Origin of the sequence: Sphingomonas sp. (assembly GCF_013816785.1) — a bacterium.
Classification (GTDB): domain Bacteria; phylum Pseudomonadota; class Alphaproteobacteria; order Sphingomonadales; family Sphingomonadaceae; genus Sphingomicrobium.
The window spans coordinates 1-25,996 of sequence record NZ_JACDDV010000003.1 but is presented as its reverse complement, the minus strand read 5'-3'; the positions used below and the strand labels follow the sequence as shown (position 1 = coordinate 25,996).

At 64.2% G+C, this 25,996-nt stretch carries 28 protein-coding genes; 11 read left to right on the top strand and 17 right to left on the bottom strand.

Features of this window, described 5'->3' with window-relative positions; all coding sequences use genetic code 11:
• Window positions 1-16: 16 nt before the first annotated feature.
• The 4 genes from H0W65_RS01365 to H0W65_RS01350 all read right to left on the bottom strand — a co-directional run bounded on the left by H0W65_RS01365 (window position 17) and on the right by H0W65_RS01350 (window position 6,394).
• Window positions 17-721 carry a GNAT family N-acetyltransferase gene (locus tag H0W65_RS01365; protein WP_294003028.1) on the bottom strand — a complete coding sequence of 235 codons (705 nt, stop codon included), beginning with the start codon at window positions 719-721 and terminating at the stop codon, window positions 17-19.
• Window positions 718-1,920 (bottom strand): DUF445 domain-containing protein, encoded by a 1,203-nt coding sequence (locus tag H0W65_RS01360; RefSeq protein WP_294003154.1) that lies wholly within the window; start codon window positions 1,918-1,920, stop codon window positions 718-720. Before H0W65_RS01360 ends, H0W65_RS01365 begins: the two co-directional genes overlap by 4 nt.
• Window positions 1,921-2,017: 97 nt before the next feature.
• Window positions 2,018-5,179 carry an efflux RND transporter permease subunit gene (locus H0W65_RS01355; RefSeq protein WP_294003027.1) on the bottom strand — a complete coding sequence of 1,054 codons (3,162 nt, stop codon included), beginning with the start codon at window positions 5,177-5,179 and terminating at the stop codon, window positions 2,018-2,020.
• Window positions 5,180-5,209: 30 nt separating this feature from the next.
• Window positions 5,210-6,394 carry an efflux RND transporter periplasmic adaptor subunit gene (locus H0W65_RS01350; RefSeq protein ID WP_294003026.1) on the bottom strand — a complete coding sequence of 395 codons (1,185 nt, stop codon included), beginning with the start codon at window positions 6,392-6,394 and terminating at the stop codon, window positions 5,210-5,212.
• Between the two features lie 224 nt (window positions 6,395-6,618).
• On the opposite strand from H0W65_RS01350, the gene H0W65_RS01345 reads away from it, so the two are divergent.
• Window positions 6,619-6,879, top strand: coding sequence for a GlsB/YeaQ/YmgE family stress response membrane protein (locus H0W65_RS01345; RefSeq protein WP_294003025.1), 261 nt, complete (start codon window positions 6,619-6,621; stop codon window positions 6,877-6,879).
• Window positions 6,880-6,965: 86 nt separating this feature from the next.
• Window positions 6,966-7,688: an SIMPL domain-containing protein gene (locus H0W65_RS01340; RefSeq protein WP_294003024.1), complete on the top strand. Its 723-nt coding sequence runs from the start codon at window positions 6,966-6,968 to the stop codon at window positions 7,686-7,688.
• A gap of 54 nt (window positions 7,689-7,742) precedes the next feature.
• On the opposite strand, the gene H0W65_RS01335 is transcribed toward H0W65_RS01340, so the two are convergent.
• The 3 genes from H0W65_RS01335 to H0W65_RS01325 all read right to left on the bottom strand — a co-directional run bounded on the left by H0W65_RS01335 (window position 7,743) and on the right by H0W65_RS01325 (window position 8,820).
• A complete protein-coding gene (locus H0W65_RS01335) occupies window positions 7,743-8,012 on the bottom strand; it encodes a GlsB/YeaQ/YmgE family stress response membrane protein (protein WP_294003023.1) in 270 nt (89 codons plus the stop codon).
• Between the two features lie 184 nt (window positions 8,013-8,196).
• Window positions 8,197-8,496 (bottom strand): DUF1153 domain-containing protein, encoded by a 300-nt coding sequence (locus H0W65_RS01330; protein ID WP_294003021.1) that lies wholly within the window; start codon window positions 8,494-8,496, stop codon window positions 8,197-8,199.
• A 96-nt stretch (window positions 8,497-8,592) separates the two neighbouring features.
• Entirely contained in the window at window positions 8,593-8,820 is a 228-nt protein-coding gene (locus H0W65_RS01325; protein WP_294003019.1) for a hypothetical protein, read from the bottom strand.
• 74 nt (window positions 8,821-8,894) lie between these two features.
• Between H0W65_RS01325 and mnmA the strand changes: the two genes are divergently transcribed.
• The 3 genes from mnmA (at window position 8,895) to H0W65_RS01310 (ending at window position 11,137) form a co-directional block, all read left to right on the top strand.
• On the top strand, window positions 8,895-10,001 hold the full coding sequence (gene mnmA, locus H0W65_RS01320; protein WP_294003017.1) for a tRNA 2-thiouridine(34) synthase MnmA: 1,107 nt from the start codon (window positions 8,895-8,897) through the stop codon (window positions 9,999-10,001).
• A 55-nt stretch (window positions 10,002-10,056) separates the two neighbouring features.
• Window positions 10,057-10,542 carry an FKBP-type peptidyl-prolyl cis-trans isomerase gene (locus tag H0W65_RS01315; RefSeq protein WP_294003015.1) on the top strand — a complete coding sequence of 162 codons (486 nt, stop codon included), beginning with the start codon at window positions 10,057-10,059 and terminating at the stop codon, window positions 10,540-10,542.
• An 82-nt stretch (window positions 10,543-10,624) separates the two neighbouring features.
• A complete protein-coding gene (locus H0W65_RS01310) occupies window positions 10,625-11,137 on the top strand; it encodes a DUF417 family protein (protein WP_294003013.1) in 513 nt (170 codons plus the stop codon).
• A 16-nt stretch (window positions 11,138-11,153) separates the two neighbouring features.
• Here H0W65_RS01310 and H0W65_RS01305 read toward each other — a convergent pair whose 3' ends face one another.
• The 6 genes from H0W65_RS01305 to H0W65_RS01280 all read right to left on the bottom strand — a co-directional run bounded on the left by H0W65_RS01305 (window position 11,154) and on the right by H0W65_RS01280 (window position 15,454).
• Entirely contained in the window at window positions 11,154-12,053 is a 900-nt protein-coding gene (locus H0W65_RS01305) for a cation diffusion facilitator family transporter (protein WP_294003152.1), read from the bottom strand.
• 65 nt (window positions 12,054-12,118) lie between these two features.
• Window positions 12,119-12,697: a pyridoxamine 5'-phosphate oxidase gene (gene pdxH / locus H0W65_RS01300; RefSeq protein WP_294003011.1), complete on the bottom strand. Its 579-nt coding sequence runs from the start codon at window positions 12,695-12,697 to the stop codon at window positions 12,119-12,121.
• Between the two features lie 39 nt (window positions 12,698-12,736).
• A complete protein-coding gene (locus tag H0W65_RS01295) occupies window positions 12,737-13,315 on the bottom strand; it encodes a hypothetical protein (RefSeq protein ID WP_294003009.1) in 579 nt (192 codons plus the stop codon).
• Window positions 13,312-14,256, bottom strand: a complete 945-nt coding sequence (locus tag H0W65_RS01290; RefSeq protein ID WP_294003007.1) for a phosphatidate cytidylyltransferase — start codon at window positions 14,254-14,256, stop codon at window positions 13,312-13,314. Before H0W65_RS01290 ends, H0W65_RS01295 begins: the two co-directional genes overlap by 4 nt.
• Window positions 14,253-14,843, bottom strand: coding sequence for a 1-acyl-sn-glycerol-3-phosphate acyltransferase (locus tag H0W65_RS01285; protein ID WP_294003005.1), 591 nt, complete (start codon window positions 14,841-14,843; stop codon window positions 14,253-14,255). The genes H0W65_RS01290 and H0W65_RS01285 overlap by 4 nt, the downstream gene beginning before the upstream one ends.
• Window positions 14,840-15,454 carry a CDP-alcohol phosphatidyltransferase family protein gene (locus tag H0W65_RS01280; RefSeq protein WP_294003003.1) on the bottom strand — a complete coding sequence of 205 codons (615 nt, stop codon included), beginning with the start codon at window positions 15,452-15,454 and terminating at the stop codon, window positions 14,840-14,842. The genes H0W65_RS01285 and H0W65_RS01280 overlap by 4 nt, the downstream gene beginning before the upstream one ends.
• 102 nt (window positions 15,455-15,556) lie before the next feature.
• Here H0W65_RS01280 and H0W65_RS01275 point away from each other — a divergent pair, with 102 nt between their 5' ends.
• The 4 genes from H0W65_RS01275 (at window position 15,557) to H0W65_RS01260 (ending at window position 19,274) form a co-directional block, all read left to right on the top strand.
• Window positions 15,557-16,495, top strand: a complete 939-nt coding sequence (locus H0W65_RS01275) for a DnaJ C-terminal domain-containing protein (protein ID WP_294003001.1) — start codon at window positions 15,557-15,559, stop codon at window positions 16,493-16,495.
• Window positions 16,496-16,594: 99 nt separating this feature from the next.
• Window positions 16,595-17,536: a YihY/virulence factor BrkB family protein gene (locus H0W65_RS01270; RefSeq protein WP_294003000.1), complete on the top strand. Its 942-nt coding sequence runs from the start codon at window positions 16,595-16,597 to the stop codon at window positions 17,534-17,536.
• On the top strand, window positions 17,533-18,336 hold the full coding sequence (gene fabI, locus H0W65_RS01265) for an enoyl-ACP reductase FabI (protein ID WP_294002998.1): 804 nt from the start codon (window positions 17,533-17,535) through the stop codon (window positions 18,334-18,336). The genes H0W65_RS01270 and fabI overlap by 4 nt, the downstream gene beginning before the upstream one ends.
• Before the next feature lie 338 nt (window positions 18,337-18,674).
• The gene (locus H0W65_RS01260; RefSeq protein ID WP_294002996.1) at window positions 18,675-19,274 is read left to right on the top strand and encodes a bifunctional 2-polyprenyl-6-hydroxyphenol methylase/3-demethylubiquinol 3-O-methyltransferase UbiG; all 600 of its coding nucleotides are present in this window, start codon (window positions 18,675-18,677) and stop codon (window positions 19,272-19,274) included.
• A gap of 48 nt (window positions 19,275-19,322) precedes the next feature.
• Here H0W65_RS01260 and H0W65_RS01255 read toward each other — a convergent pair whose 3' ends face one another.
• From H0W65_RS01255 to H0W65_RS01240, 4 genes are all read right to left on the bottom strand, one after another.
• Window positions 19,323-20,612 (bottom strand): adenylosuccinate synthase, encoded by a 1,290-nt coding sequence (locus tag H0W65_RS01255; RefSeq protein ID WP_294002994.1) that lies wholly within the window; start codon window positions 20,610-20,612, stop codon window positions 19,323-19,325.
• Between the two features lie 75 nt (window positions 20,613-20,687).
• Window positions 20,688-21,494: a hypothetical protein gene (locus H0W65_RS01250; protein ID WP_294002993.1), complete on the bottom strand. Its 807-nt coding sequence runs from the start codon at window positions 21,492-21,494 to the stop codon at window positions 20,688-20,690.
• A 9-nt stretch (window positions 21,495-21,503) separates the two neighbouring features.
• Complete coding sequence (gene serA, locus H0W65_RS01245; protein WP_294002991.1) at window positions 21,504-23,090, bottom strand: phosphoglycerate dehydrogenase; 1,587 nt, start codon at window positions 23,088-23,090, stop codon at window positions 21,504-21,506.
• Window positions 23,081-24,196, bottom strand: coding sequence for a phosphoserine transaminase (locus H0W65_RS01240; RefSeq protein WP_294002989.1), 1,116 nt, complete (start codon window positions 24,194-24,196; stop codon window positions 23,081-23,083). Before H0W65_RS01240 ends, serA begins: the two co-directional genes overlap by 10 nt.
• A 386-nt stretch (window positions 24,197-24,582) precedes the next feature.
• Between H0W65_RS01240 and H0W65_RS01235 the strand changes: the two genes are divergently transcribed.
• On the top strand, window positions 24,583-25,536 hold the full coding sequence (locus tag H0W65_RS01235; protein ID WP_294002987.1) for a M23 family metallopeptidase: 954 nt from the start codon (window positions 24,583-24,585) through the stop codon (window positions 25,534-25,536).
• Between the two features lie 55 nt (window positions 25,537-25,591).
• The gene (gene erpA, locus H0W65_RS01230; RefSeq protein WP_294003150.1) at window positions 25,592-25,924 is read left to right on the top strand and encodes an iron-sulfur cluster insertion protein ErpA; all 333 of its coding nucleotides are present in this window, start codon (window positions 25,592-25,594) and stop codon (window positions 25,922-25,924) included.
• Window positions 25,925-25,996 lie beyond the last annotated feature (72 nt).

Sequence of the window (25,996 nt, the reverse complement as noted above, 5' to 3'; positions counted from 1 at the left end):
GCCTGACGAAAGCGGGTCAAAGCGTTTTGACGAACCTCCGGCTGGTCTGTTCGTAATCCATCTTCCGATAGAAGCCGTGAGCTTCGGCCAGACGGTCGTTGCTGGTAATTTCGATCGGGCCGCAGCCCGCGTCGATCAGCCTATGCTCGGCGGTCTCGAGGAGCAGGCGGCCGATACCCTTTCCCCGCCATGCCTCGGCAACGACCAGGATGGTGATTCGTCCGACCGGCTGGTCGCGGTGGATGGCGCTCATCTGGTGTAGGCCGCACAGCCCGACGACCGCCTTGCCTTCCACCGCAACCAGCGTCGGGAGGCCCGCGTTGACGAGGCGCTTCCTAACCCCTGCGGCCGTGACGCGGTGGTCGAGCAGAGCAATGAGCTTGACCAGCGCGGCGGCGTCGGCCGGCTTGGCTTCGCGCACCTTGAGTTCGGGCGCAGGAGGCGGCGCGGGCTTGGGCTTGGCCGTCTTGCGCCGGCGCGACGGCGTGACCCCCAGCGAGGCGCTCCAGCCGGTCGCGGTGGCGGTGCGCAAATAAGCTTCGACCTCCTCGCGCGTGGCGGTCGGATGCTTATCGCCCGCACCGAGCACGGTCTTGCCCGACGGGTCAACCAGGGCGAATTTCCCAAATGCTCGCTTGCCGGGCGTCCTGACGCGTGAGCGAACCAGCTTGAGCCCGCGGTTTCGAGCCATTTCGGCCAGCGCGTCGGCTTCCTCACTCACAGCCCGTCGAGCGCGTGAAGCACCAGGCCGACCAGTCCGCCAACCAGCGTGCCGTTGATGCGGATGTATTGGAGGTCGCGGCCGACCGCGCTTTCCAGGCGGTTGGTAATGGTCTGGGCGTCCCAGCCGCGCACCGTCTCGCTGACCAGCTTGACGATCGAGCTGCCGTAGCTGGCGGCCATGCCCGAGACGGCGCGGCGGGCGAACATGTTGATCGCCGACTTCATCCGGGCGTCTTTTTCCAGATTCTGCCCCATCGACCTGAGCACCTCGCCCAATTTGCCGGCCATCGCCGCGTCGGGGTTGCGCGCGGCGCGGATCATCGCCTCGCGGGCCTTTTGCCACAGCGTGTCGAGCCATAGCGACACCGACTGGTTGTCGAGCAGCTCGACCTTCATTGCTTCCACCCGCTCGCGCGTCTCGGGCTTGGTCTGGAGGTCGTTGGCGAGGCTCGCCAGCGCTTCCTCGATCTTGATGCGGACCGGGTGGGCCGGATCGGTGTGCATGTCGGCGCTGAGCTTCCTCAGGCCGTCGACGATCGCGTCGGCCAGCTTGGCATCAAGCCCGGCGAGCTTGAGCACCCAGTTGGCGCGCTTGTGCACCATCTCGCGGATCAGCCCCTCGTTGGCGTCGAGCGCGCGCGTCGTCCAGCGGATCGCGGCCTCGAGCATCGGCACATGGCGGTCCTCGTTGATCGCCGAGGCGAGCGCATGGCCGAGCAGCGGCGACACCTCCATCTTGCGCAGCCGATTGGCGATGGCGCTCTTGACGAGGCCGCCAAGCCGCTCATCGTCGAGACTTTCGAACAAGTCGGCGATCAGCCGCGATGCGCCGCGGCGAATGCGGGTTTCCTCGCCCTGCGGCGCCTGCAGGAAGCGGCCGGCCGCACCGGCGATGTCGATGTTCCGCATCCGACGCGCCACCACCGGCGCGATCAGGAAATTCTCCTTGAGGAAATTGGCCAGCGCCTGACCGATACGGTCCTTGTTACGGGGGATGATCGCGGTGTGCGGAATCGGCAGGCCAAGCGGGTGACGGAACAGCGCGGTGACCGCGAACCAGTCGGCCAGGCCGCCGACCATTCCGGCTTCGGCAAAGGCCTTGACCCAGGCGAGCCAGGGATAAGCCGGTTCGAACGCGCGGGCGGCGATGAAGATTGCCGCCATCACCACTAACAGGCCGGTCGCGGCGCGCTTCATCCCCGCGGTCCCCGGCTGGGCCGGGTTGAAGCGGGTCAGGACCGGCGGTTGCAGCGGCGGGCTCATCGCCGCCACTCTAGCCTCCGGATGGGCGATGTCACTCCGCCGGTTGCGGGATTGGGCCGTCCATCGGCTTGTGCACCTCGCCATTGTCGATGAACTTGCCGAACTTGCGCGCGATCCAGCTCTCGATATCGATTGCGATCGAGAAGAAGGCCGGCACTAGCAGCAGCGTCAACGCGGTCGAGAAGATCAGGCCGCCGATTACGGTGACGCCCATCGGCGCGCGCCAGCTGCCGTCACCCGACAGCGAGATGGCGATCGGCACCATGCCGGCAACCATCGCGACGGTGGTCATCACGATTGGCTGCGCGCGCTTGTGCCCGGCTTCGTAAATGGCGTCGTTCTTGGCCATGCCATGACCCATCATCTCGACCGCGAAATCGACCAGCAGGATCGAATTTTTGGCGACGATCCCGAACAGCATCAGGATGCCGATCAGCACCGGCAGCGATACCGGATTGAAGGTCAGGTGCAATCCCACCGCGGCGCCCAATGGGGCGAGCAGCAGCGAGCCCATATTGACGAACGGCGACAGGAAACGGCGATAGAGCAGCACCAGCACCGCGAACACCAGCAGCACGCCCGACGCCAGCGCGATGGCGAAGTAGAACAGCAATTCGGCCTGCCATTTGCTGTCGCCAAGCTCGAGCTTCTGGACTCCGTCGGGCAGGTTCTTGACCGTCGTCAACGCATTGATCTTGGGCCAGACGTCGCCCGACACCAGCCCCGGTGCGAGGTCGGCGCCGACTGCCAGGCGGCGGATCTGGTTGGTCCGCTGGACGGTGGTCGGGCCGGCGCCGAAGCCGATCTCGGCGACCGACTTCAGCGCGACCGATCCGCCCGAAGCGGTTGGGACGGGGAGGTTTTCCAGCACCGAAAGGTCGCGACGCGCGCTTTCGGGGAGCGACACGGTGATCGGAACTTGGCGGTCGGCGAGCGAGAATTTGGCGCTGTTCTGGGCGATGTCGCCCAGTGTCGCAATGCGAATGGTCTGGCTAAGCGCGGCCGTGGTGACGCCAAGGTCGGCGGCCAGGTCGAAACGCGGCTTGATCGTGATCTCGGGCCGGACCAGATCGCCCATTGCGCGTGGCGCCACCAGCTGCGGCAGGGTCGCCATTTCCTCCGAAATCTTGTTGGCGGTGGCCGCCAGCAGATCCGGATTGTCGCTGCCCAGATAGAGCACGATGTCGCGCCCGCCGCTGCCGGGCCCACCGCCGCCCTGGCTCTGGAAATTGACTCGCGCGTCGGGGATCGCCGACATCTGCGGAGTCAGGCCGCGCTCGAATTCGGTCGAAGTGACCTTGCGGTCTTTCTTGAGAACGATGTTGAGGTTGCCGGCGCCGACAAACACGCGCTGGAACACTCGATCAACCGCCAGATCCTTCTCGAGGATCGTTGCGGCGCGATCGGCGACCACCTCGGTCTGCTTGAGAGTAGCGCCCGGGGGCATGCCGATGCGGACGCTCGAAAAGTCGAGGTTGAGCGGCGGCTGAAACGACATAGATAGCGTCGCGAACAGCACGCCCTGGATGATGAAAGCGATGATGCCGGCGCCGACCATATAAAATCGATGATCTCGGGTCAGCGACCAGACGGCGCGCCAGAAGCCACGGTGGCGGGCCCGGTAAGATTCCGCCTTGCTGGTGTCGAGGCTCCAGTTGAGGAGCCCGAGGTAGCGCGCCATCGACTTGCCCGAGGCGTGGGGCTGCTCGCCATGCGATTTGAGAAAATAGGCCGCAACCAGCGGTGTGATCATCCGTGCGACGAACAGGCTCATCAGCACCGAGATGACGACGGTGTAGCCGAAGCTCTTGAAGAATTGCCCGGAAATGCCCGGCATCAGCGCCACCGGCAGAAACACCGCGACGATCGCCATGGTGGTGGCGACCACCGCCAGCCCGATCTCGTCGGCGGCGTCCATCGACGCCTGGTAGGCCGTCTTGCCCATGCGCATGTGGCGGACGATGTTTTCGATCTCGACGATCGCGTCATCCACCAGCACACCCGCGACCAGGCTCATCGCCAGCAGCGACAAGCCGTTCAGGGTAATCCCCATCAGGTTCATGAACCAGAAGGCGGGGATTGCCGATAGCGGGATAGCAATTGCGGAAATCAGCGTCGCTCGGAAATCGCGGAGGAACAGGAAGACGACGAGGACGGCCAGCACTGCTCCCTCGATCAGCCCTTCCATCGCCGACTTATATTGCTCCTTGGTATAATCGACCTGGTTGACGATCTCGGCGAAGTGGATGCGCGGATCTTCCTTCTCGATCTTGTGCAGTTCCTTCCACGCGTCGTCATAGGCGGTGACTTCCGACGCGCCCTTGGAACGCTGGACGTTGAAGCTGATCACCTGCCGCCCGTTCATCTTGGCGATGGTGCGCTGCTCCGAATAGGCGTCCTTGACCTCCCCGAGGTCGGCGAGCCGGACCGTACGGCCGCCCGGCACGATGATGTTAGTCTGCGACAGACCATAGGCGTCCTTGGCATTGCCGAGCACGCGCACCGACTGTTCCGACCCGGCGATTTCCGCCCGGCCGCCGGTGCCGTTCATATTGGTCAGGCGCAGCTGCTGGTTGACCTGCGCTGCCGTAATGCCCTGCGCCTGGAGCGCGGCGGGATCGAGGATGACGCGGATCTGTCGATCGACGCCGCCCTCGCGGGTCACCGCTGCGACACCTTCCACGCCGAGCAGTCGGCGCGAGACGCTATTGTCGACGTACCAGGACAGTTGCTCCAGGCTCATGTCGGTGGTTTCGGCGGCGACGAACAGGATCGGATCGCCGGAAATGTCGACGCGGTTGATTTGCGGCTCAAGGATGCCGTCGGGCAGGTCGCCGCGAATCTGGGCGACGGCATCGCGCACGTCGTTGATCGCCCGATCGGTCGGGGTGCCGATTTCGAACTGGACGAAGGTCGTACTGCTGCCCTCACGGACCGAACTGTTGATCTCGTCAACGCCGTTGACCGAACGGATCGCGGCCTCGACCTTCTGCGTGATCTGGTTTTCCATCTCGGTCGGCGCGGCGCCCGGCTGAGAGATCGTCACTTCGGCAGCCGGGAAATCGATGTCCGGGTTATTGTTGACGTCCATCTGCAGGAAGGCGACGATCCCGGCCAGCATCAGGCCGATGAACAGCACAATCGGCGGTACCGGATTCTTGATGCACCAGGACGAAATATTGCGGAAATTCATTGGGTAAGCCTTCGCTTCAATCGAGTTCCGCTATCGCGCAACTTGCCGTTTGGGCGTGATTTTCTGCCCCGGGTTGAGGAACGGGCCGGCCGACAGGACCACCGCTTCCTGGCCTGACAGGCCCTCCGCGATGGTCACGCCCTGATCGTCGACATTGCCGATCTTGATAGGGCGGCGCTCGACCTCTTTCTTGCGGTTGACGATGTAGACATAATTGCCCTTTTCGTCGCTCAGCACCGCGCTTTGGGGCAGTAGCGGGGCGGTTGTTCCACCAGCTTGAATCTTGGCTTCAGCGAAGCCGCCGGGACGAATCGACGTGTCGTAAGGCACAGAAATGCGCACCTCGCCTTGGCGGCTGGTCGGATCGATCACCGGAGAGACCAGGCGCACCGAGCCAGAGAAGCTGCGATCCGATCCGATCGGCGTGACCGACGCGGCCATGCCGCCGCGCACGAATGCCAGATCCTGTTGCGACATTTGCGCCCGCAGCTCCATCAGGCCGCCCTTGGCTAGCCGGAACAAAGCGCCGGCGCCCGGCCCGACGATCTGACCGACCTCGATGCTGCGCGCCAAGATCAGGCCATTGGTGGGTGCGCGAATATCGAGCCGACCGATCTGAGCGCGGGTGGCGCCGAGTTGCGCCTGGGCGACGTGGACGCGGGCCTGGGCGGCATCGCGCGCACCACGCTTGCGGTCGAGGTCGGCCTTGCTGACAAAACCGCGCCCGACCAGCGCCCGGCTGCGTTCAAATTCATTCTGGGCGAGCGAGGCATCGGCGCGCGCCGCCTGGACCTGCGCCGCGAGCTGGGCGGCTGTTTGCGACTGGACCGATCGATCGATCGAAGCCAGCACCTGGCCTTGGCGGACCCAGCTGCCGGCGTCGACCGTCACGGCGCGGACCAGTCCGCCTTCGCCTGCGATGCCGACTGGCTGGTCGCGAAGCGCGGCCAGCGCGCCCGAGGCGGTCAGGACGCGCGAGACCGAGCCGCGGCCCGGGACGATCACCGAGACGGTCGGTATCTGGCCGCGGCCGCCTGGCCCCTTGGCGCCCGCTACCGACCCGGCGACCGGATCGTCCTTGCCACCGAAATACATGAACGCTGCGATCGCCAGCACCGCGACAACGATCGCGGCGATGATGATCGTCCGCCGACGCGCCGAGCGGTCGACCACGACCAGCGTATCGGCGTTCGCGAATTTCGTTTCCCGGTTCATATACCGCATCTTTTCGCCACTTTGCTATGCTCATTGGCAGCCTATCTGCCGCCGCTGTATTACGTAAATAAGTCACCGGGCGCAACTGCTACCCTCGCCTATGGTCTTGGAAAGCGATTTTCTACGAACGGCGGCACCCCTTACACCGACGCGCGTTGTTGCCAAGGTGCAACAAGCGTGGTTCAAGGCGGGCGCCTGACCAATAGCACAGGGAGCGACGTGGGATGATCGAAAGTTACGGAATAATCGGCTGGATCGTGATCGGCCTGCTCGCCGGAGCGATCGCCAAATTTCTGATGCCGGGCAAGGATCCGGGTGGTTGCCTGATCACGATGCTGCTGGGTATTGCCGGCGCGTTGCTCGCCGGATTTCTCGGCAAGATGGTCGGCTGGTACGATCAGGGCGAAGCGGCCGGTTTCGTCGCCGCGATCGTCGGCGCATTCCTGATTCTGCTGATTTACCGGCTGGTGCTTCGACGCCGCTGATCGCCACGTTACGGTTGTTCATTGAGGGGCCATCGCCGCTGCGTCAGATCGCAGGGCGATGGTCTTTTTTTCCATGGGAGGTGAGAATGCGCAAAGGGATTTTGACCGCGCTGGCGCTAGGCGCGGCGATGGTGCCAGCGGCGGCGATGGCGCAGGCGGGGGCAAATATTCCCGTGCTTAGCGGGACGCGGCTCGACATCAACGCCACCGGCGAAGTGACGCGAGTGCCCGATCTCGCGATCATTTCGGCCGGGGTTCAGACGCTGAAGCCGACCGCGACCGGCGCGATCGAGGAGAATGCGACTCGGATGGAGCGGGTGCGCGCGGCGCTCAAACGGGCGGGTATCGCCGATAAGGACATCCAGACCTCGTCGATCAACCTCAACCCCGAATATCGCTACGTAGAAAATCAGCCGCCGACGCTGACCGGCTATCGCGCAAGCAACAGCGTCAATGTCAAATTCCGCGACCTCAAGCGCACCGGCGCGATTCTCGATGCCCTGGTCGCCGAAGGAGCCAACCAGATCAATGGGCCAAGCCTGACGATCGATAAACCCGAAGCGGCTTATGACGCGGCGCGGGCGAAGGCGATCGCGGCCGGGCAGGCGCGCGCCGAGCTTTATGCGCGCGCGCTTGGGAAGCGGGTCGTTCGGCTGCTGTCGGTCAGCGAAAGCGGATCCTATGTGCCGCCGCCGATGCCCTATGAGCGCGACTCGATGATGGTCAGCGCGCGGGCGGCGAAGACCGAGATCGAACCTGGCACCCAACAGCTCCAGGTCACTTTGTCGATGAGCTTCGAACTTCAATAAAAAGGGCCGCCCGGTCATCCCGGGCGGCCCAATTTCATTCGCGTCTGTCGCGCCTTAGCGGACGTTGCCGCGGCGAACGAGGTTGACGATCGCCAGCAGGATGATCGCGCCAAGCAGCGAGATCAGCAGGTTGGGAAGCGAGAAATCACCACTTGTGATCGAACCGCCGCCAAGCAACGGAGCCAGCAGCAGGCCACCCAGAACCGCGCCGACGATACCGACGACGACGTTGAGCAGAATTCCCTGCTGGCCGTCGGTGCGCATGACGATGCTGGCGAGCCAGCCCAAAATGCCGCCGACAATGATAATCAGGATCAAGGTCATTGCGTTCCTCCTGTTCGAGGCCGCCCCATTGAATGCGAGGCGCCTTCTGGCATCAAAGACGCGTGATGCCCGCATGTTGTTCCGGCAAAGCAACGCCATGTCTAGTGCGGATGCGAAACAAATCGAAAAAGGGTCCGCCCACTAAGGAGCCGACCCTTCTTTTTTATGTTTCGGAGGAGGACGATCAGTAGCGCTGCTGACGCTCGTACTGGTCGCGATAATGTTTAATCCGGGTGACGCGCAGGCCGGGCATGCCGGACCGGTCGACGGCGCGCTGCCAACTGGTGAATTCCTCGAGGCTGAGCGTGTAGCGCTGACAGGCTTCATCGACGCTGAGCAGCCCGCCGGCGACGGCCGCGACGACTTCCGCCTTGCGCCGCACGACCCAGCGGGTGGTGGCGGGCGGCGGCAGCGAGTCGATCGTCAGCGGTTCGCCGAGCGGTCCGATCACCTGTGCTGGTCGAATTTTCTGATTCTCGAGCATCGATAAACCTCAATCTCGTTAAACTGCTGTCAGTGGCCAGGATTTAACCGAAGGCCGTTGAAAAGTTCTGAATGCGGCTGGTAATTTTTCCCTTCATCATTCCTTGCCGCCCCTTAACCCAGTCTCTTCGGCGACCGGCGCGAACGTGCCGTCGAGCGACGATTTTGCTTCCCTCCACCCCTCGCTGACGGACAGCAAACAGGCGATGGCGTCGACGCGGTGGCGCTGGTCGACCGGAGCCGATGATACCAGCAATTGCATCAACTCGGTCATCTCGAGCGGGACGTCGCCCGCCGCTGTCAATCGGCCTTCAAATCGTGACAATTAGCGTCCCTTACCCCGTTGTCGGTCGGACATGTCTAGCCGGACAGGGTGAATTTCGAGTAAAGACCCGCACCATGTCGGCATCATTCGACCTTGATCGCGCGCCAAGCGCCACCCGCATCGTCGTCGCCATGTCGGGCGGCGTCGATTCGAGCGTGGTCGCCGCGCTGGCCGCGCGGACCGGCGCCGAAGTAATCGGCGTGACCCTGCAACTCTATGATTATGGCGAGGCGGTGAAGCGCGCCGGCTCATGCTGCGCGGGCCAGGACATTTACGACGCCAGGACAGTTTGCGATCGGCTGGGGATCGCGCATTACGTCCTCGACTATGAAAGCAGGTTTCGCACCGGGGTCATCGACCGGTTCGCCGATGAATATGCCGCCGGTCGAACGCCGGTTCCCTGTTCGCTGTGCAACCAGGGGGTCAAGTTCGTCGACCTGATCGCTTTTGCACGCGAATTAGGTGCCGATTGCCTGGCGACCGGCCATTATGTCCGGAGAATCGTGCGAGCGGGCCGCGTCGAGCTGTGGAAGGGCCGCGATCCGGCGCGCGATCAGAGCTATTTCCTCTACGGCACGACCGCCGCTCAGCTCGATTATCTTCGGTTTCCGTTGGGCGATCTCCCCAAGAGCGAGGTGCGCCGGCTGGCCGGGGAGGCGGGGCTGACCGTCGCGGCCAAGCCCGACAGTCAAGACATCTGCTTCGTTCCCGACGGGGATTACGCTAGCCTGGTCAAGAAGCTGCGGCCCGAAACCGCGGCGCCTGGCGAGATCGTCGATCTTGAGGGCGGCGTGCTCGGCGAGCATGCGGGCGTGGTCCATTTCACCATCGGCCAACGTCGCGGCATCGACGTTGGCGGTCAGGCCGAGGCGCTTTACGTCGTACGGATCGAGCCTGCGACGCGGCGGCTGGTGGTCGGGCCGCGCCGCGCGCTGGCGGTCGGGGCGGCTACCGTCGACGCCATCAACTGGCTCGCCGAGGACCAGTGCGAGATCGAGACCAAGGTCAGGAGTCTCGCACGGCCGGTTGCGGCACTGTGGGACGGCGAGCGGCTTGCGTTCGATTCGCCCGAATATGGCGTTGCGCCGGGGCAGTCGGCGGTGTTCTACGATGGCGAGCGCCTGCTCGGAGGTGGCACGATCGTCGAGACCGAGGCGGCGGCGCTCGAAAGGGCCGCCTAGAAAAGCCCGCACATCGCTAGTTTGCAAATCCGGCGGCCTTGCTAAACAGGGCGGCATGAAAGCCATCGACATCGCCGCCCTCGGCCTGCTGCTCGCGACGAGCGCCTGCTCGACCGTTCCTTCCCCGCCAGCGACTGCCGCCGGATCCGACTTCCTAACCCGCAACGCTGCCGCCAGGCATGTCGTCGCCTTGCCCAGCGGGCTGCAATATTTCGTCGTCCGGTCGGGTCTGAAGTCCGGCCGGCGCCCCGCGGCGGACGACACGGTCACCTTCGACTACGATGGTCGGCTAACGACCGGCGAGAAGTTCGACAGCAGCTATGATGCCGGCAAACCGCTGACCGGACGCGTCGACCAGTTCGTGCCGGGCTTTACCGAAGCGCTCATGCTGATGCGGCCGGGCGACGAGTGGGTGGTCTGGATACCGCCTGCGCTAGGTTATGGCGAACGAGCCACCGGCCCCATCCCAGCCAACAGCGTTCTGCGCTTCACGCTGGCGCTGCACAGCATTGCCCCGCCGATCGTCGGCCCCTCGCTATAGGCGCCGCTGATGTCGGCCTTCGATCGTCGGCAGACCACCAACTTCGAGTAACCCTTTGCAAGGTCGTAGCGAACTCGATGCAGTGCTGACCGAAAAAGGAACTGCTATGTCCGATCGCCGACTGTCCGACGGAGTGTTGCGTTTGGCGCTCGCGCTGGTCTTTGTGGCCTTCGGCTACGTGAAATTCTTTCCGTTCGAGGCCGACGGCGTCGAGCCATTGATATCCGCCCATCCGCTGCTGTCGTGGCTACTGCCAGCGTTCGGCAAGGCGGGCGCCTCCGCCTTCCTGGGCGTGATGGAGATTAGCGCGGGCGTGTTGCTGCTACTTGGTTTCCGCAGCGCACTGGCGAGTTTTTTCGGCGGGGTGCTGGCGATGATCACCTTTTTTATCACAGTGACTCTGTTCTTCGTCATGCCCGGCGTATTCGAGGAATCGGCGGGTGGCTTCCCGGCGATTTCCGGCATGGGCGGATTTCTGCTTAAAGACACGGTGTTGTTCGCCGCTGGATTGCTCTTCGCGAACCAGGCATGGCCAAAGGTGAGTGAGCAGTTCTTGGCATCCGGCGACGAGCGGATGGCGAAGGCGTCGACCTAAAAGAAAGGGAGCGTGGTCATGGGTTGGCTTCCGTCAGGCTGGAAGGCAGCATCGTTTCGCGGTCGGTATGGCCCTGCGGATCGAGGTGAATGATGATCTCGGTGCCCGGAAACCGCGCCTGAAGCGATTCCTCGCATTCGTCGAGCCGATCATGGGCTTCGCGCACCGTCCAGTCGCCGGGCACCCAGACGTGGAACTGGACGAAGCGGTGCGCTCCGGATGAGCGGGTACGGAGGTCGTGGAGGCCCGACAGCGCCGGGTAATCACGGGTCGCCGATAGGAAGGCTGCGCGCTCCGCCTCATTCCATTCGCGGTCCATCAGCTGATCGACCGAATGGCTGGCGGCGCGCCACGCACCATACAACAGCCAGGCGGCGATGATCAGGCCAAGCAAAGGATCGGCGAGGTGCCAGCCGAGTAATTGGTCGAGCGTTAACGACACGATCACCGACAAATTGAGGAGCAAGTCAGATTGATAATGGACATGGTCGGTCCGGATTGCGACCGATCCGGTCCTGCGAATGACGGTGCGCTGATAAGCGAGCAGGGCGATAGTGACCGCCATCGCAACGAGCGAAACGCCGACCCCCAGTTCGAGCCCTTGCGTCACTTCGCCGCGCATCAGGCGGTCGACCGCGCGCCAGGCGATGACGATCGCCGAGACCGCGATCAGGATGACCTGGATCAGGGCGGCAAGCGCTTCGGCTTTGCCGTGGCCGAAGCGATGGTCCTCGTCGGCGGGCATCGCCGCCCAGCTCACGCCGAACAGGGTAACGAGGCTGGCAACCAGGTCGAGCGCAGTGTCGGCAAGGCTGCCGAGCATCGCTACCGAGCCGGTGTCCCAAGCTGCGTAGCTTTTGATTGCGACCAGGAAGAGCGCCGTGGCAATGCTCGCCAGCGCGGCACGGCTGGTCAGCCGGGCGCGCTCGTCGCCAGGGTGGGAATGGCCGTGATGGGAATGTCCGTGATGATGGCCGCCGCTCACGGGTAGAGCAATCCTTCGCGCCAGCCGTCGCCGTCGCGGGTGAATAACCGTCGCTCATGCAGCCGGTGCGGCCTGTCCGACCAAAATTCGAACTGGATCGGAAAAAGCTTAAACCCCGACCAGCGCGGCGGGCGGGGCACGTCACCTCCTACGAACCGCTCTTGCATCGCCTCGAACTGCGCCTCGAAAATTGCCCGGCTGGCTAGCGGGCGCGATTGGTCGGATGCCCAGGCGCCGAGCTGCGAATCGCGGCCGCGACCGGCGAAATATTCGTCAGCCTCATCGTCGTCGATCGGCCCCACCGGACCTTCAATGCGCACTTGGCGTCGCCGGCTTTTCCAGTGAAACAGCAAGGCAGCGTTCGGATTGGCGGCCAACTCCTCGCCCTTACGGCTATCGAGGTTGGTGCGGAACGAGAATCCGTCCGGCCCATGGCCCTTCAGAAGCACCATCCGCACCGAGGGGCGTCCCGTGGCGTCGGCCGTCGCGAGCGCCATGGCTTCGGGGTCATTGGGCTCGCTGTCCTTCGCATCGCCAAGCCAGGCATCGAACAAGGCGAAAGGATCGTCGGCCATGGCTGGCGCTTTGCCGCGTCGCGGCCGCACTGTCGAGGGTCAGCGCGGCATCGCCGAGAAATACCAGGCGTAGAAGGCGGTCCATAGGGATATGAGAAGGGCAAGGCGCTGGCGACCCGTCGTCCGGCGCGACAGCCAACGCGATACCGTCCCCGACAGAAGCGCGACGGCAAGGAAGCGCGGCAGGCGAAGCAAGGGAGCGAGCAAGAGGAAGGTGAAGTTGCCTTCCCTGGCCGCTTCGAGGGCGAACAGCTTGAACGGAATGCCGGTAAACGAACCGGCGAGGACCGCGTGCGGGCCGTGGTGCAAACGGTCGGCTGCTTCGCCGATCAGCCCGCCGTCGATGCCGGGCAGCGCAGCCATGGTCGCCGCCGCGCCGCTCGGGTCGTGCTGAGCCCAGACCCACATTGCCAGCGCGCCGGCTGCGGAGGCTAGGGCGGCGACGATCGCCGCGAGAATCGCGGCGCGGGTGCCGCTGCGCACCGCGATCCAGCTGATCGGAATGTCCGCGACGAGGAAGAAGATCGCCGCCTCTGCCGCCGACCAGCCCGCGACCAGCCACAGTGGCAAGGTCAGACTGAGCGCGCGGATAAAAAGCAGCAGCGCCGCGATGCTCATCGGGCAAAGAAATAATTGGTCAGGTGGAAGAACAATGGGGCGGCAAAGGTCACCGAATCCATTCGATCGAGCGCGCCGCCATGCCCCTGAATCATCACGCCCCAATCCTTGGCGCCGAGCGAGCGCTTCACCGCCGATAGGACCAGCCCGCCCAATGCTCCCGCCACGACGATGGCGAGCGCCATTCCGGCCGCTTCCAACGGACTGAACGGGGTGATCCACCATAGCCCCGCGCCGACCCCGGTCGCCGCAAGGCCGCCGAGGATCAGCCCCTCCCAGGTCTTCGATGGGCTGACGTTCGGCGCCATTTTGCGGCGGCCGACCAACTTGCCGGCGATATATTGAAAGACGTCGGACAGCTGGACGACGGTGACCAGGAAAAACAGCAGATAGACCGGCTTCGGCCCGCCGAGATCGAGTATCAACAGCGCCGGGGCGTGGCTGATGCAAAACACCGCAAGCATCAGGCCCCACTGAATCTTGGCGACACGTTGCAGATAGTCGGCGGTGACACCCTTAACGATCGACAGCACCGGCAGGGCGAGGAACGCATAGACCGGGATGGCGATGGTCAGCATCGTCACCCAGTCGGCCCAAACCAGCCAATATTGCAACGGCAGGAACAGGTAAAAGGCGACGGCCATCGCCGGATGGTCGCTGGGATCAGTCGGGGTCAGCGAGTAGAATTCTCGCAGACAATAGAAGCTGACCGTGGCGAACAACAGGATGGTGACGCCCTTGCCAAAGATGAAGGCGATGGCGAAGATCGCGACCATCACCCACCACGCCTTGATCCGCGCATTGAGGTTGCGCACCGTCTCGCGGCCGGAGTCGCTGGTGACCCGGCGCGCAAGCACCCAGCCGATCAGGGAGGAGAGGCCGAGCAGCGCGATCACGCCGCCGATGAGGTAATGCATATTTTCGAGCGGAGGCAGGCTCATGCCAAGCTCACCACCGCGGCGCGAGTGCGATCGAGGAAGGAAGCCTTGGCCTCGCCGTCGCCGAGGCGCGTCGCGCACCCGAAGCGAGCGACGCAGTTGAGCGGCACTGGAAGATGGCTGCCTTTGGGCAGGGCGCGGCGAAGATTGTCGAGATAGACGGGCACGAGATCGACCTCGGGAAAAGCCCTAGCCAGATGATAGAGTCCCGGCTTGAACGAGCCCGGCAATTCGCCATTGCCGCGTGTGCCCTCGGGAAACAAGATCAAGCTGTCACCGGCGTGGAGCGCCGCCTCGAGCGGGGCGAGGGGGTTGCTTGAGCGGGTCGTACGATCGATCAGCACGGCATTGAGCACCTTCAGTGCAATGTGGCGCTGAATGCGGCCCTTGCCCCAATAGTCGGCGGCGGCGACCGGGCGAACGCGGCGGCGCAACTCCGGCGGCATGGTCGCCCAGATGAGGATTGTGTCGAGGTGGCTGGAATGATTGGCGAAATAAATCGCCTGGCGATCGGTCGGGGCGCAATCGAACCACAGGCCCTGGCCGCCGACCAGCACCCGGGTCAGCCCGACGATCAGACCGCCGATCATGTGTGCAACGCCCGCGACAGACGCATCAGGCGGAGAGCGATGGTCAGGACGGTGCCGGCCGCGATGAGGCCGAGCGCAAGCTGCAGGCCACCGAACCAAGCAGTGGCGATCAGGCATCCGATCGTCAGCGCTGCCATGCGGTGCGGCTTGGCCATCGGACCGCCGAAGTCCTGTGGCCGGTCGAGCGTTCCGCCGAGCAGTCGTACATAGGCGCAGACCGCGGAGAGCAGCGCGGCCAGCCAGCCGAGCCATGGCATCTCGGCGGCATAGCCTGCGGCCACGAGGAACAAACTGTCTTCGATCCGGTCGGGAAATTCGTTCCAGATCGCTCCGGTCGGCCCGCCGCGCCCGCCTTCGAGCGCGACCATCCCGTCGATCATGTTGGCCAGCAGGCGCAACTGGATCGCGGCGGCGGCGGCAAGGAACAGGAGGGGCTGATCCGGCGCCGCGACCATCGCCCAGGCGCCGAGAGCGGCCACCATGATTCCGAGGAAGCTCACCTGATTGGCGCTCAGGCCAAGCGCCAGCGCACCCCTGGCGGCGAGAGCGGCCCAGCCGGTCGAGCGCGATTTGAGCGGCCGGCGATTGGCATTCGGATCGGTGCTCTTCATATCCCCCGCTTCTTCGTGGCAGAGGCTTAACGTTCTGCAAAGAGCCGTTGAAGCTTGACGGACGCAGACGCGGCTCCGAAACGGGGCGACGAAGGGAATGGAATGGACCTGTACCAGCAGTTGGGCGTCGGCCGGGGAGCGAGCGAGGCCGAGATCAAGAAGGCCTATCGCAGTCTCGCCAAGCAGCTGCATCCCGACCGCAACAAGGATAATCCCAAGTCGACCGAGCGTTTCGCGAGCGTTACCCGCGCCTATGACCTTCTGTCGGACAAGGACAAGCGTGCGCGCTACGACCGCGGCGAAATCGACGATGACGGCAATCCACGGATGCCGTTCGGCGGTGGCTTCACCGGCAACGGCGGCGGCGGCCCGCGGCCGGGCGGTGGATTCGAAGGCTATCCCGGCGGGTTTCAGGGCGCCGACACCGCCGACCTGTCCGACCTGTTCGAAGGTCTGTTCGGTGGCGCGGGCGGTCCGCGGCGTGGCAGCACCGGCAACTTCGGGCGCAACCGGCCGCCCCAAAAAGGCGCCGACGTCGCCTATCGCCTGAAAGTCTCGTTTGTCGATGCGGCGACGATGAAGGAGCAGCGGGTGACGCTGTCGGGCGGGCGGTCGATCAACCTTAAACTGCCCAATGGCGTCGAGGATGGCAGCAAGATCAGGCTCGCGGGCCAAGGTCAGGAAGGCCCCGGCGGACGCGGCGACGCAATCGTCGCGATCGAAATTGGCGGGCATAGTTTCTACAGTCGCGAGGGTAAGAATATCCGTCTGGCGCTGCCGATCACGCTTAAGGAAGCGGTCGAGGGAGCCAAGGTCAGGGTGCCGACCCCCGAGGGCCCGGTGATGCTGACCATCCCCAAGGGTTCGAGCTCGGGCAAGCTGCTACGGCTTAAGAATCGCGGCTTTACCGCCAGGGACGGGACGCGCGGCGACCAGATCGTCCAGCTGGCGGTCGACGTGCCCGCGGGCGACGAAGCGCTCGAACGGTTCGTCGGCGAGTGGGCCGGCGGAGGCAACCCGCGCGCGTCGCTGGGGGTTTAGCTCACTCACGTGGAAGAAATTCATCCCCAATCGCCCGAAGAGCGGCGCAAGCAGCTAGCAAGCGCGCATGCGCGCTGGGGCTCGGATTTCGTCAGGCGGATGAGGCGAGGCCCGCCGCTGCTCACTGTGCTCAAACGCGTTGGACTCGGGGTTTATGAGGACGGCTTCGTCCACGCCGGCAACCTTGCCTATCTCGCGCTGCTGGCGCTGTTCCCGTTCCTGATCCTCGCCGCTGCGGTCGCTCACCTTCTCGGCAGCGGCGAGCAGGGGCAGCAGACCGTCGTGACCATACTTGCCCGGCTTCCCCCGGAAGTACGCGATGTGCTCGCTATGCCGATCGCCGAAGTGCTCAAGGGCCGCTCGGGCAATTTACTGTGGTTCGGCGCGATCGTCGGACTGTGGACCGCGGCGAGCTTCATCGAGACGATCCGCGACATCCTGCGCCGCGCCTATGGCGTCAAATATTCGGCGAGCTTCTGGCAATATCGCCTCGGATCGATGGCGGGTATCGTTGCCGCCGTCATCCTGCTGCTGATCGCGTTCGGCGTGACCCTGTTCCTCACCTCCGCTCAACATTTCGTAGTCGCACGGCTGCCATTTTCAGAAGGACTTGGCCATCAACTGGGATTCTATCGAGTTATCCCGGGCCTAACATTGTTCGCGACCTTCTATATTTTATTCCTGGCGCTGACCCCCTCGCGCTACCGTAATCTTCAGTGCCGCAAATGGCCGGGCGCGTTATTCGTGACCGTCTGGTGGATGATCACCGTCGAGCTGCTGCCGCCGACCATCGGCCTGTTCGGCGGCTATGAGCTGACCTACGGCAGCCTTGGCGGGGTGATGGTCGTACTGCTGTTCTTCTTCGTCATCGGGCTGGGAGTAGTCACCGGGGCAGAACTCAACGCGGCCCTAGCCGACGCCGGCGATACGGCGCTAAAGGGGGAGCAATATGAGGGGCCACACAGCGACGAACTGACGGTCGAGGAGCCGGCTCCCGACGAAGTGGTGCCCAAGGAAGTGATGGGGGGGAATAGCCGATGAGCGGCATCATGACGGGCAAGCGCGGGCTGATCATGGGCCTTGCCAATGATCGATCGCTGGCGTGGGGCATCGCCCAGGCGCTCGGCAATGCCGGTGCCAAGCTGGCATTTGCCTACCAGGGCGAATCGATTGAAAAGCGGGTTCGTCCGCTCGCGGCACAACTCGGCTCCGACCTGCTGATTGATTGCGATGTGGCGGATATGGGCAGGCTCGACGCCGCGTTCAATGCGCTGAAGGCGCGCTGGGACGGGCTCGACTTCGTCGTCCACGCGATCGGCTTTTCGGACAAGAACGAGCTGCGCGGCGGCTATGTCGATACCAGCCTCGACAATTTCCTGATGACGATGAACATCTCGGTCTACAGCTTCTGCGCGGTGGCGCAGCGCGCGCGGGCGATGATGAGGCCGGGCGGATCGCTGCTGACGCTCAGCTATTATGGCGCGGAAAAGGTCATCCCGCATTACAATGTCATGGGTGTCGCCAAGGCCGCGCTCGAAGCGAGCGTCAAATATCTCGCCGCCGACCTCGGCCCCGAGGGCATTCGCGTCAACGCGATCAGCGCCGGACCGATCAAGACGCTGGCGGCGAGCGGCATCGGCGACTTCCGCTACATCATGAAGTGGAACGAATATAATGCGCCGTTGAGGCGGAACGTCACGATCGAGGATGTTGGCGGCGCGGGACTCTATCTGTGCAGCGATCTGGCGAGCGGCGTCACCGGCGAAATCCATCACGTAGACGCGGGCTACAACGTCGTCGGAATGAAGGCCGAAGACGCGCCCGATATAGCGACGGTCTAGTACCCCGGCGAAGGCAGGGGCCCAGGAGCGCCGACAGGCGCTGCTGCGCACCGCCCTGGACCCCGGCCTTCGCCGGGGAACAAGCAGGAGGTCAACCCACCCCCGGCCCCTCCCTTCCCGGGAGGGGTATTCAGGGCGAATGTTCACACGTGTTCATGGTCACGTCGCTTGTCGCCGGCCGGGATTTTCCGGATCGCGCGGGTCGTGGATTCGATTGCGAAAGAGCCATCCCTGCGATGGCATGATTGCCAGGTTGTAGGACAGGGGTTTTTCGCGAAGCCCGATCTGGGTAGAAAGCGGGCATTCCAGATATTGCCACAATGCTCTAGCCGGTAATCATGCCCAGGTATGACGCGGACACGCTCAGTTTCTATCAATCGTATTGTCCGGACTACGCAGCTGCTGGACCAGACGGCGTTAGTCGGCACCTCCATAGCTTCATTGAGTTGCTTCCAACTGGAGCAAGGATTCTCGACCTGGGCTGTGGCGCCGGGCGAGATGCAAGAGCGATGCTAGCTGCGGGGTTCGAGGTAGAGGCTACGGATGCGGTCCCCGCCATGGCACAGCTTGCTCAAGCTCGCCTTGACCGATCCGTTCGCGTGATGCGCTTTGACGAGCTTGATGCTCACGAGGAGTATGATGCCGTTTGGGCGAGCGCGAGCCTACTGCATGTCCCCCGCGCGGAGCTCCCTCAGGTTATTTCGCTAGTGCATCGCGCTCTAAAGACCGACGGGGTTCATTGCGCCAGTTACAAGGCAGGCAAGCAGGAAGGTCGAGACAGCGCTGGTCGCTACTTCAATTACCTAACTCGCGACGGTCTCATGGAGGCTTATCACAGCGCCGGTGATTGGCATCTCAAATCGCTACTCGAATATGAAGGCGGCGGCTATGAGTCCGGCACCGGACCATGGCTGGCCGTCACTCTACAGAAGCGCTGAATCCTCGCTTGTCGAATGTCCGCAATGGGTCGAAAGCGGACGCTCAAGTCACGTGGCAAAGGGGTCGGAGACAAGGATGGTATCGTCCCGCTCCGGCGAGGTGCTGACCAGCGCGACTGGGCAGCGGATCAGTTCTTCGATGCGGCGGACGTATTTGATCGCCTGGGCGGGAAGGTCGGCCCATGATCGCGTGCCCGCCGTCGTGTCGCTCCAGCCGACCATTTCCTCGTAGATCGGCTCGACCGCGGCCTGGTCGGCGGCGTGGGCGGGGAGGTAGTCGTAGGTGGCGTCGCCGATGCGATATCCGGTGCAGATTTTGACCGTATCGAACCCGTCGAGCACATCGATCTTGGTCAGCGCGATCCCGGTGATACCGCTGACCGCCGCCGATTGCCGCACCAGCACCGCGTCGAACCAGCCGCAACGCCTTTTGCGTCCGGTGTTCGTGCCGAACTCATGTCCTCGCTCGCCGAGGCGTTGGCCGGTTTCGTCGTCGAGCTCAGTCGGAAACGGGCCGCTGCCGACCCGCGTCGTATAGGCCTTGACGATGCCGAGCACGAACCCCGCCGCCGACGGCCCCATGCCGCTTCCCGGACCGATCATCCCGGCAACGGTGTTGGACGAGGTGACGAAAGGGTAAGTACCGTGGTCGACGTCGAGCAGCACGCCCTGCGCACCCTCGAACAGGATACGGCGGCCAGCTCTCGCCGCCTCGTCGAGGTCACGCCACACCGGGCGGGCGAATTGCAGGACGAAGTCGGCGATACCTTCCAAGTCGCGGCGCAGGCGGTCGCGGTCGACCGGCGGCTCGTTGAACCCGGCGCGCAGCGCGTCGTGGTGGGCGCACAGGCGGTCGAGCAGCGGGTCAAGGTCGGCGAGATGGGCGAGGTCGCAGACACGGATCGCGCGGCGGCCGACCTTGTCCTCATAGGCCGGGCCGATGCCGCGCCGGGTAGTGCCGATCTTGCCGGCGCCGCTAGCATCCTCGCGTAGCGCGTCGAGATCGCGGTGGATCGGCAGGATCAACGGGCAGGTTTCGGCGATCATCAGCACGTCGGGGGTGATGACGATGCCTTGCGCAGACAGTTTCTCGACTTCGGCCTTGAGCGCCCACGGGTCGAGCACAACGCCATTGCCGATCACCGAGGGAGTGCCGCGGACGATCCCAGATGGGAGCAGCGAAAGCTTATAGACCTGATCGCCGACGACCAGCGTGTGGCCGGCGTTGTGGCCGCCCTGGAACCGGACGACCATGTCGGCGCGACTGGCGAGCCAGTCGACGATCTTGCCCTTGCCCTCGTCGCCCCACTGCGCCCCGATGACGGTGACGTTGCCCAAGTCGAAATTCCTTAACCCTAAGCGGCCGGTCGCGGTTCAGCGCGCCTCCTATTGACTGGAGCGCGAGGCGTCCAGCTACGCGGTGGCCTCGGCGCGCGGATGCTCGCCGGGGCGCTGTGGCAGTAGCAGGATCAGCGCGAGGATAACGATCGCGAGGACGGCGGTGGCTAGCGGGCGGCTGAACTCGAGCCCGCCCTTGGCGACCGGCTTGTCGAGATAATCGCCGACCGTCGCGCCGAGCGGCCGCGTGAGGATGAACGCCGCCCAGAACAGCATCACCCGGCTGATGCTGGTCGCGTAGTAAAGCAGCGCCAACACCGCGAGCGCGGCGCCGAAGATCAACGCGCCGCCCGAATAGCCCGGCCCGGAATCGGCGACCCAGTCGCCGAGCGCGGTGCCCAGCGTTTGCGAGAAGGTGATGGTGATCCAATAAAACAGCTCGACCTTCGGCGTGTTGACCGTGTCGACGCTGACGCTGCCCATCGTCCGGTACCACGTGAACAGTGAAATGAGCACGCACGACAGCAGCAGCAGCGATCCGCCGGCATAGCCGATGCCGAGCGATCGCGTGGCGAAATCGGCGAGGGTAGTGCCGGCGGTCGTCGAGGCAATGATCGTCGCCCAATAGAGCAACGGGTGGAACCGCCGCGCCCTTATCTGCAGCCACACCAGCACCGCAAGCAGCGCGCCGAAGATGAAAGTGCCGATCAAATAGCCGCCGAGCCAGGATTGGGGGGCGTTGGGAGTGGTCTCGCCCAGCCATGTCATGCTGACGCTATCGCCGCCGGTCTCGCCGAGCGTGGTGGCGAGGATCTTGATGATCCAGAAGCCGAGCGTGACGGCAGGAACCTTGCTCAGAACCAATTTCATGTCGTCGGTCATGCGATTGTCCTAAAAGGTAAGCGGCACGACCCGTCGAACCCCGTCGATCGCGCATAGTTGCTCGACCACCGAGTGTGGCACATCGCTGTCGACCGCAATTAGCGCGACGGCCTCGCCGCCTGCGGCGCGGCGGCCGAGGTTGAAGGTGGCGATATTGATGCCTGCCTCGCCCAGCGCCGTGCCAAGCTTGCCGATAAACCCCGGGGCGTCGTTGTTGACGATGTAGATCATCGCGCCCTCGAGCTCAGCCTCGACCTCTACCCCGAACATCTCGACCAGCCTCGGCCCGGAATTGCCGAACAGCGTGCCGGCGACGCGGCGCGTCCCCGAGCTTGTGCCGACTTCCAGCGCGACCAGCGTGTGATAATCGCCCTCGCGGTCGTGCCGGACCTCGCGCACGTCAAGGCCGCGTTCCTTGGCCAGGAACGGCGCGTTCACCATGTTCACGGTCTGTGAATAGGTGCCCATCAGCCCGGCCAGCACGGCGCCTGTGATCGGCTTCTGGTTGAGCTGCGCCGCCGCCCCTTCGACCTCGACCGCCACCGACCTGACGTCCTCGCCGACAATCTGCCCGACCAGCTTCCCGAGCTTTTCGGCCAGTGCCATGTAAGGACGCAGGCGCGGCGCTTCCTCAGCGCTGAGGCTGGGCATGTTGATCGCATTGGTGACGCCGCCGAGCAGCAAGTAATCGCTCATCTGCTCGGCGACCTGGATCGCGACATTAACCTGCGCCTCGCTGGTCGAAGCTCCGAGGTGGGGGGTCGAGATGAAGTTGGGCGTGCCGAACAATGGCGAGGCCTTTGCTGGCTCGGTTTCGAACACATCGAGGGCGGCGCCGGCGACTTGGCCGCTGTCGAGCGCGTCCTTCAAGGCCGCCTCGTCGATCAGGCCGCCGCGGGCGCAATTAATGATTCGGACGCCTGTTTTGGTCCTCGCAATATTTTCACGCGACAAAATGTTGCGAGTTTGATCAGTGAGCGGTGTATGCAGCGTGATGAAGTCGGCGCGGCGCAGCAATTCGTCCAGTTCGGCCTTCTCGATGCCGAGGTCGATCGCGCGTTCGGGAGTAAGGAACGGGTCGAACGCGACCACTTTCATCTTGAGGCCCAGCGCGCGCGCAGCGACGATCGAGCCGATGTTGCCTGCGCCGATCAACCCGAGCGTCTTGCCGGTCACCTCGACCCCCATGAAGCGGTTCTTTTCCCATTTGCCGGCCTGGGTCGAGGCATCGGCCTCGGGCAGTTGGCGAGCGAGCGCGAAAATCAGCGCGATGGCATGCTCGGCGGTGGTGATCGAATTACCGAACGGGGTGTTCATGACCACCACGCCGCGGGCGGTGGCGGCGGGGATGTCGACATTGTCGACTCCGATACCGGCGCGACCGACGACCTTTAGCTTGCTAGCGGCGTCGAGCAGGTCGCGCGTGACCTTGGTCGACGAGCGGATGGCGAGGCCGTCGTAGCCGCCGACGATCGCCTTCAACTCTTCGGGCGTCTTGCCGGTTATCTCGTCAACCTCGATCCCGCGCTCACGGAAAATCGCGGCGGCCTTGGGGTCCATCGCGTCGGAGATAAGGACTTTAACGGTCATCGGCATTGCTCCCTGGCCCAGTCTAGCCATGGCCCGAGAGCCTCGATATCGGTGGTGTCGACGGTTGCGCCGCACCAGATGCGCAGCCCTGGCGGGGCGTCGCGGTAACTGGCGATGTCGTATGCGACATCCTCGCTTTCCAGCAACTTGACGAACCGCTTGATGAAATCGGCGTCGGCGCCATCGACGGTCAGGCAGACGCTCGTTTTCGATCGGCTAGCGGGATTGCCGGCGAGGTGGTTCAGCCAGTCGCGCTCCTCGACGATGCGGCCGAGCGCGGCGGCGTTGGCCTCGGTGCGGGCGATCATGCCGGTGAGACCGCCGACCGACTTGGCCCATTCCAGCGCGACGATCGCGTCCTCGACCGCCAGCATCGACGGGGTGTTGATCGTCTCGCCTCTAAAGATGCCCTCGTTGAGCTTCCCGCGGGAGGTCATTCGGAACAGCTTGGGCAGCGGCCGGTCCGGGGTGAAGCTTTCCAGCCGCTCGACCGCCCGCGGCCCGAGGATCAGCATGCCATGCCCGCCTTCGCCGCCCAATGCCTTTTGCCAGCTGAAGGTGGCGACATCGACCTTGTCCCAAGGGATATCATTGGCGAACACCGCGCTGGTCGCATCGGCGAAGCTCAGCCCCTTGCGTTCGGTGGCGATCCACTCGCCGTCGGGGACGCGGACGCCGCTGGTCGTGCCGTTCCAGGTGAACAGCACGTCGGTCGACCAGTCGACCTGCGACAAGTCGGGCAGCTGGCCATAATCGGCGCGGATCACGATCGGGTCGAGCTTCAATTGCTTGACCGCGTCGGTCACCCAGCCCTCGCCGAAACTCTCCCAGGCGAGCGTCGTCACTCCGCGCTGCCCGAGCATCGTCCACATTGCCATTTCGAACGCGCCGGTGTCGGATCCGGGGACGATGCCGATGCAATGCGTCTCTGGAAGGCCCAGATTGTCGCGCATCAGGTCGATGCAATATTGGAGTCGCTGCTTACCCAGCGCGCTGCGATGCGAACGGCCAAGCACGCGGGTGTCGAGCTTATCGGGGCTCCAGCCAGGCGGTTTAGCGCAAGGTCCGGACGAGAAATGGGGACGCGCGGGGCGCCCAGTCGGCTTAACCATAAACTCTCCTCTCAGAGAGCGCGCGCCGCGTTGGGACGGCGTGGCCCGTCGCAGGCTCTAGCGGGAAAAGGGTGCAAGAGAAACCGTCGAATTCACGCTGGGGCGTTTCGAGGATTCGAACGACGCTGAGGTAATTGGCCGTAAACTTCTGATTAAATGACTAACCTAACGCAAGATTTTGAACGGTTCGTCGTGGGAGGCGGACGGCTCACCCCTTCGTGGGGAACCCGGTGTTGAATTGATTAACCGTTGCGGGTCAGTTTCTCCCTGTCGACGACGGTGGGCACTGTGGTCGGCGTGTCCGGGGCTGGGGAGCTCCAAATATTTGAAGATTTTCTCGCAGTGCGCAACCGCGCGGTGACGAGTTCGCAGGAGCGTAAGGCAACATGAGGCAAGCGACCATCGCGGCAGCCAGGCTGTTCCAGACGCGGGACCTGTTCGTCCACGACGGCAGCCACTTGCGCCGTCTGCGCCTATCGGCCCCGGTCCAGATGGCGATGCTCGTCGCGATGCTATTGCTCCTTGCCTGGTCGGCGTTCGCCACCATCCGCCTTTTCCTTGCCCCGGCGCCGACCATTTCGGTGCCGATTTCCATTTCGGGCGACTTCGCCCGCCTCGCCGCCGCCACTGAGCAGCGGATCAAGCAGATTGAGCAGCGCCAGCAAATCCTCGCCGCGATGGCCTCGGGCCAGAAGATCGATCCCGAAATGATCGCGCAATTGGGCTACACGCTGCCGACCTCGGGCCGGCTGGCGCAGGGCGGACCGTTCGATGCGGCGACGCAGGCCGACCCGACTTTCAAATCTTTATTCAACAGCTGGAAGAAGCTCGACAACCTGGCCAGCAACGCGATCGCGGTGCCTTCTGAAAAGCCGGTCCGGACCGCCGAGTTCACGTCGGGCTACGGCATCCGCTCGGACCCGTTCCGTGGCGGTGCCGCCAAACATGCCGGGATCGACCTCGCCGCGCCGATGGGGACAGCGATCTATGCCACCGCCGACGGCATCGTCACCGACGCCGGTTACAACAATGGCGGCTACGGTAACCTCATCAAGCTCGACCATGGGCGCGGTATCGAAACCCGCTACGGCCATCTTTCGGGGATCCTGGTCAGTGCCGGCCAGCATATCGTCCGCGGTCAGATGATCGGCCGCATGGGCTCGACCGGCCGCTCGACCGGCAGCCACCTTCATTACGAAGTGCGTATCGATGGCCGTGCAGTGAACCCGATCCCATTCATGAAGTCGAACGACTATATCGTCGCCATGCAGAAAAACGGGGCCGGCACCCATTCGATGGACGCGGTCGCGCTGGGCGGCCCGGTCGCTGCCAAGCGCTAACCCCGGATCAAGTCCGGGGCTCGGCTTGCTTGCAGCAATCCTCGGCCATCCCTACATCGCGGACGTGACCACCATCTCCTTGACCTCCAGCGCCGCCAAGCGCGTCGCCTTCATCGCCGACCGGCAAGGCAAGCCCGCGATCCTGCGGCTGTCGGTAGATGGTGGCGGCTGCGCCGGCTTCTCCTATAAGTTCGAAATGGGCGAAATCGCCGAGGACGACACCCAGGCACAGACCGAAGGCGTGACGCTGGTGGTCGACCCGGTCAGCCTCGACCTCCTTGATGGCAGCCAGGTCGATTATGTCGAGGATCTCGGCGGATCGGCGTTCAAGGTAACCAATCCCAACGCTGCCTCGGGCTGTGGCTGCGGATCAAGCTTTTCGGTCTGATGACCAGGCTGGTCACGTTCAACATCAACGGTATTCGTGCGCGCCTGCCGCGCCTGCTCGAATATCTTGGGC

Coding starts and splice junctions, on each gene's coding strand:
- H0W65_RS01295 (WP_294003009.1), bottom strand. CDS start 13,315: ATGAGCATCGCGGCGCTGCTGCTTTTTATCCGCGCGCTCAGTCTGACC.
- H0W65_RS01335 (WP_294003023.1), bottom strand. CDS start 8,012: ATGACCTTGATCCTGATTATCATTGTCGGCGGCATTTTGGGCTGGCTC.
- H0W65_RS01355 (WP_294003027.1), bottom strand. CDS start 5,179: ATGAATTTCCGCAATATTTCGTCCTGGTGCATCAAGAATCCGGTACCG.
- H0W65_RS01260 (WP_294002996.1), top strand. CDS start 18,675: ATGCCCAGGTATGACGCGGACACGCTCAGTTTCTATCAATCGTATTGT.
- H0W65_RS01250 (WP_294002993.1), bottom strand. CDS start 21,494: ATGACCGACGACATGAAATTGGTTCTGAGCAAGGTTCCTGCCGTCACG.
- H0W65_RS01345 (WP_294003025.1), top strand. CDS start 6,619: ATGATCGAAAGTTACGGAATAATCGGCTGGATCGTGATCGGCCTGCTC.
- H0W65_RS01270 (WP_294003000.1), top strand. CDS start 16,595: ATGAGGCGAGGCCCGCCGCTGCTCACTGTGCTCAAACGCGTTGGACTC.
- H0W65_RS01290 (WP_294003007.1), bottom strand. CDS start 14,256: ATGAGCCTGCCTCCGCTCGAAAATATGCATTACCTCATCGGCGGCGTG.
- H0W65_RS01350 (WP_294003026.1), bottom strand. CDS start 6,394: ATGAACCGGGAAACGAAATTCGCGAACGCCGATACGCTGGTCGTGGTC.
- H0W65_RS01280 (WP_294003003.1), bottom strand. CDS start 15,454: ATGAAGAGCACCGATCCGAATGCCAATCGCCGGCCGCTCAAATCGCGC.
- H0W65_RS01275 (WP_294003001.1), top strand. CDS start 15,557: ATGGACCTGTACCAGCAGTTGGGCGTCGGCCGGGGAGCGAGCGAGGCC.
- H0W65_RS01315 (WP_294003015.1), top strand. CDS start 10,057: ATGAAAGCCATCGACATCGCCGCCCTCGGCCTGCTGCTCGCGACGAGC.
- pdxH (WP_294003011.1), bottom strand. CDS start 12,697: ATGGCCGACGATCCTTTCGCCTTGTTCGATGCCTGGCTTGGCGATGCG.
- H0W65_RS01285 (WP_294003005.1), bottom strand. CDS start 14,843: ATGATCGGCGGTCTGATCGTCGGGCTGACCCGGGTGCTGGTCGGCGGC.
- H0W65_RS01360 (WP_294003154.1), bottom strand. CDS start 1,920: ATGAAGCGCGCCGCGACCGGCCTGTTAGTGGTGATGGCGGCAATCTTC.
- H0W65_RS01340 (WP_294003024.1), top strand. CDS start 6,966: ATGCGCAAAGGGATTTTGACCGCGCTGGCGCTAGGCGCGGCGATGGTG.
- serA (WP_294002991.1), bottom strand. CDS start 23,090: ATGCCGATGACCGTTAAAGTCCTTATCTCCGACGCGATGGACCCCAAG.
- H0W65_RS01330 (WP_294003021.1), bottom strand. CDS start 8,496: ATGCTCGAGAATCAGAAAATTCGACCAGCACAGGTGATCGGACCGCTC.
- mnmA (WP_294003017.1), top strand. CDS start 8,895: ATGTCGGCATCATTCGACCTTGATCGCGCGCCAAGCGCCACCCGCATC.
- fabI (WP_294002998.1), top strand. CDS start 17,533: ATGAGCGGCATCATGACGGGCAAGCGCGGGCTGATCATGGGCCTTGCC.
- H0W65_RS01240 (WP_294002989.1), bottom strand. CDS start 24,196: ATGGTTAAGCCGACTGGGCGCCCCGCGCGTCCCCATTTCTCGTCCGGA.
- H0W65_RS01235 (WP_294002987.1), top strand. CDS start 24,583: ATGAGGCAAGCGACCATCGCGGCAGCCAGGCTGTTCCAGACGCGGGAC.